This window comes from Myxococcus sp. CA039A, assembly GCF_013336645.1.
GTDB lineage: Bacteria > Myxococcota > Myxococcia > Myxococcales > Myxococcaceae > Myxococcus > Myxococcus llanfairpwllgwyngyllgogerychwyrndrobwllllantysiliogogogochensis.
The window spans coordinates 1-4,387 of the sequence record NZ_JABUMQ010000528.1; the positions used below are offsets into that span (position 1 = coordinate 1).

The 4,387-nt window shown below is 69.4% G+C and carries 4 protein-coding genes; 3 read left to right on the forward strand and 1 reads right to left on the reverse strand.

Annotation, left to right across the window (positions count from 1 at the left end):
* The 3 genes from HR086_RS44975 to HR086_RS44985 form a co-directional block, all read left to right on the forward strand.
* Positions 1-1,653 (forward strand): outer membrane protein assembly factor (locus tag HR086_RS44975; RefSeq protein ID WP_174468729.1); only part of this gene is annotated, 1,653 nt, incomplete at its 5' end.
* 9 nt (positions 1,654-1,662) lie between these two features.
* Positions 1,663-2,178, forward strand: a complete 516-nt coding sequence (locus tag HR086_RS44980) for a hypothetical protein (RefSeq protein ID WP_174453031.1) — start codon at positions 1,663-1,665, stop codon at positions 2,176-2,178.
* 35 nt (positions 2,179-2,213) lie between these two features.
* A complete protein-coding gene (locus HR086_RS44985; RefSeq protein WP_174468730.1) occupies positions 2,214-3,533 on the forward strand; it encodes a lysophospholipid acyltransferase family protein in 1,320 nt (439 codons plus the stop codon).
* Positions 3,534-3,596: 63 nt separating this feature from the next.
* Here HR086_RS44985 and HR086_RS44990 read toward each other — a convergent pair.
* Positions 3,597-4,387 (reverse strand): MFS transporter (locus HR086_RS44990; RefSeq protein WP_174468731.1); only part of this gene is annotated, 791 nt, incomplete at its 5' end.

Sequence of the window (4,387 nt, forward strand, 5' to 3'; positions counted from 1 at the left end):
GGGGTGCACAAGGGCCTGCCCCTGAGCTTCGAGGCGGTGGAGGCGGCGCGCCTGTCCCTGGAGCGAGGGCTGGGGCAGCAGGGATATCTCTTCGCCCGCGTCACCACGGAGTCGTCCGTTGGAGAGGACGGACGGGCGGCGACGGTGGTGTTCCGCGCGGACGCGGGGCCCCAGGTGAAGGTGGGCAAGGTGCTGGTGCAGGGGCTGACGCGCACGGACCCGGACCTCATCATGGCCAACCTCAACCTGGAGGAAGGGCAGCCGCTCGCGCTGGAGGCGCTGACGGAGGGCCAGCGTCGACTGGCCCGGTTGGGGTTGTTCCGACAGGTGGATGTCTCGCTCGCGGACCCGACTCGCCGCGAGCCGTCCAAGGACATCGTGGTGACGGTGCACGAGCGGCCACGCCTGGATGGGCAGGTCTCCGGTGGCTACTTCCTCGTCGACGGTCCTCGCATCACCCTGGACACGACGTATCGCAATCTCGATGGGCTGGGGTTGAGCCTGCTGGCGCGCGGGAAGGTGAACTACGCGGGCTGGAGCGCGGAGGCGCTGTCCGCGGACCGTCGCATCGCCTGTCAGCAGTCCGGAGGCGCGGCCTCCGCGGGCTGTGACGTGGAGCTTCAGGGGCTGGCGGGCCTGGGAGGTCGTGGCAACCTGGCGCTGTCGCAGCCGCGCCTGTACTTCCTGCTGCCGTTCGAAGTGGGCGCGCGACTGGATTTGATTGCCGAGCGCGTGCACCGGCCCTCGTATGTGTCCGCGCGATTCGCGGCGGCCGCGGCGCTCGACTGGGCGGTGACGTCCTGGTTCAACGCCTCGCTGTCGTACGAAGTGGAGAACAACCGGCTGCGCTCGCGCGCCGGCGTGCTGGAGTTGCTCAACCGCGCCGACCAGGAGCGGCTGCGCTACCCCTACGGCGACTTCGCGCTGCATTCGCTGCGGCCGTCCATCACCCTCGACTTCCGGGACGACCCGGCGAATCCCCGGCGCGGCCTCGTGCTCATCAGCAGCGCGGAGCTCACGCGAGGCATCAGCGTGAAGCCCACGGACGTGGCGGGCAATGCCGTGGCGGCGTTCCCCATCAACAGCGTGAAGCTGGCGAGCAACCTGAGTGGCTACATTCCCCTGGGACGCAGGGCGAGTCTGGCGCTGTCGGCGCGCGCGGGGACCATCGTCCCGCTGGAGCCTGGCGCGCAGACCATCGGCTCGAAGTTGTTCTACCTGGGCGGCTCGTCGAGCCTGCGCGGCTTCCGCGAGGACGGTGTGTTGCCGGAGGACGTGCGCGAGGCGCTGCATCAGCGGCTGCGGGATTGCCGCTCACTCATCAGCCCGTCGGGGTGCTCGGGAGAGCTGAAGGCGGTGCTCGCGGGGCAGGTGCCGGGGAGCCAGGGCGGTGAGCTCTTCACGCTGGGCAAGGCGGAGCTGCGGGTGCCGGCGCTCACGTCGCTGGACCTGGGGCTGTTCCTCGAGGCGGGCAACCTGTGGTTGGACCGGACGCGGTTGGATTTTGAGCGACTGCGCTACGCGGCGGGTGTGGGCCTGCGGTACGTGACGCCGGTGGGCCCGCTGGCGTTCGACGTGGGCTTCAACCTGGACCCGGATGAGGAAGTGAACGAGGCGCGGACGCAGTTCCACTTCAGCATCGGTACGTTCTGAGGAGGCGGGATGCGCGGGTCCGCATGGCTGACGGCGCTGGTGGTGGTGGCGTGGGGCGTGGGGTGCGGCCACACGGAGGACGCGGCGATGAAGCCGGAGCGCCCCAAGTGGATGCCTCCGGAGGGGACGTGTCCGAAGGGCGCGCTCGTCCAGATGGAGCGGCTGGGGTTGAAGCCAGGGGACAAGGTCCCCGTCATTGTCGATGCCATCCAGGACCATCCGGGTCCCGCCCGGTACAACTACAGCTTCGTGATTGCGCTGCCTCGGGACGACGGGGAGAAGAAGCTGCCCGGCGCGCGCATCGGTGGACGGTTGTACGTGACGAAGCACCGGGTGTTCGGTCGCTATGACCGGGTGTTCCTGCCGGAGAGCGGCGCGATGTCGGTGCCGTTCTGCGGCATCCTGTTGGATGCGCGGTGGGACCGTGACGGCGAGGGGCTGATTGCCTACCCGAGCCCGATGAAGGGCTTCTCCGTCGTGCAGGACAACACGGGCGTCATCCTCGTCGTGGACCAGTACCCGTGAGCTGTCGCGCCTTCCCGTGAGGTACAGTCCGGGACGTGTTCTACGCGTGCGTCCGGGCCGTGGTGGCGGTGTGTCTGCGACTCTTCTACCGGGTGAAGGTGAATGCACCCGGCGCCGAGCCGGAGGGCCCGGTGTTGTTCGTGGGCAACCACCCCAATGGCCTCATCGACCCGGCCCTGGTCTTCATCCTCACGCGCCGCAAGGTGACGTTCCTGGCGAAGGCGCCGCTGTTCCGCATGCCCGTCCTCGGCTGGCTGCTCAAGGGACTCGATGCGCTGCCCGTGTACCGCAAGCAGGATGACCCGACGAAGATGGGGGGCAACGAGGGCACGCTCGACGCCGCCAAGGGCGCGCTCGTGCAAGGCCGCGCCATCACCATCTTTCCCGAGGGGAAGAGCCACTCCGAGCCCGGCCTGGCGGAGCTGAAGACGGGGGCCTCGCGCATCGCGCTGAGTGCCGCGAAGGAAGGTGCCCCGGTGCGCATCGTTCCCGTGGGCCTCACCTACGCGGAGAAGCACGTCTTCCGCAGTGAGGTGCTCATCGACGTGGGCCCCGCCATCGAAGTGGCCACCTTCCTCCCCGCGGATGCCGCCTCGGAACCTGATTCCGTGCGCGCCCTGACCGAGCGCATCGCGGAGGGGCTCCGCGCCGTGACGCTCAACCTGGAAGAGTGGGCGGACCTGCCGCTCGTGCAGCTCGCCGAGCAGCTCTTCTCCTTCAAGCAGGGGGGAACGCTGGACGCAGAGCGGCTGCGCCTGTGGGCGCGTGGGGTGCAACTGTTCCGCGCCCAGGAGCCCGAGCGGTTCGAGGACGTGCGCACCCATCTCGCGTCCTTCCAGCGTCGTCTCTCGCTGGTGCACGCGGAAGGGCCCAAGGACCTCGCGCTCGTCTACCGCACAGGCAACGTCGTCCCCTTCGTCGTGAAGAACCTGCTGGCGCTGGTGTTCGGCCTGCCGCTCTTCGCACTGGGACTGGTGCTCTTCTGGCTGCCCTACCAGGTGCCCAGGGTGGCCAGCCGCAAGGCCGAACTCGACGTGCAGGCGACGGTGAAGTTCCTCACGGCCTTTGTCGTGGCGCTCGTGTGGTGGGCCGCGCTCACTGTCGCCGCGGGACTGTGGGGGGGCACCTTCTGGGCGCTCCCGACCTTCCTCATCGTGCCGCCCCTGGCGCTGTTCACGCTCTACTTCGCGGAGCGCTGGGACGTGCTCCGGCGGGACATCGACGTGTTCTTCACGCTGGGCAACCGCGCGCGCCTCAAGGCCCTGCTGCTCTCCGACGGAGAGCGGCTGGCCGCGGAGGTGGAGCGACTGGCGGAAGAGTACCGGCCGAAGGTTGACGCCACCGTCAGGCGGTAGCGCGCTCTCCGCACCGCAGCATCCGGATGCGGAGGGGTGCGCCCCGGGTAGGGCACCCAGCCGTCAGGCGGTAGCGCGCTCTCTCGGCACGGCCTCGCGGAACAGCCTCGCGCCGATGAGCAGGGCCACTCCGCCCAGCAGCACGGGCAGGGCATTCACGGCGATGGCGGTGCGCAGGTTCGCCGCGTCGGCGATGTTGCCGATGAGCGTGGGCGAAATCGCGTCCCCCAGCAGGTGGATGCACAGCACGTTCAGCCCCATGGCGAAGGCGCGGAACGCGGGTGGCACGCAGTTGACGATGGCGGCGTTGATGGGGCCGCTGTTGAGGAAGATGAGGAACTGCGCCACGCCCATCGCCGCGAGTGCGGGTCCCACGTCCTTCAGGTTGACCGCGAGGTACATGCACGGCGCCGCCAGCAAGAGGCCGATGCCGGACATCCACAGTCCACCACCCTCGCGCTTGCGGTCCATCTTGTCGCCCAGCCATCCGCCGGCCACCGTCCCCAGCAGGCCCGCCACCGCCGTAATCGCGCCGAAGATGAAGCCGGAGCTGTCCGCCGCCATCCCTCGCTCGCGCACCAGATAGGTCGGCATCCAGAAGCCCAGTCCGCCGATGGAGAACGTCATCAGCGTGTAGCCCGCCGTCACCGCCCAGAAGGCCGCGTTGCGACCCAGCCCCTTGAGCCCCACCATGAAGGGCAGCTTCGCCGCCGCGTCCGGACCATCCATGGCCCCGCGCTTCGGCTCCGGCATGAAGAAGGCCAGGGCCCCCAGAATCAGGCCCGGCACGCCTCCCGCGAAGAAGGCCACGTGCCACGAATACGCCTGCGTCAGCCACCCACCCAGCCCGTAGC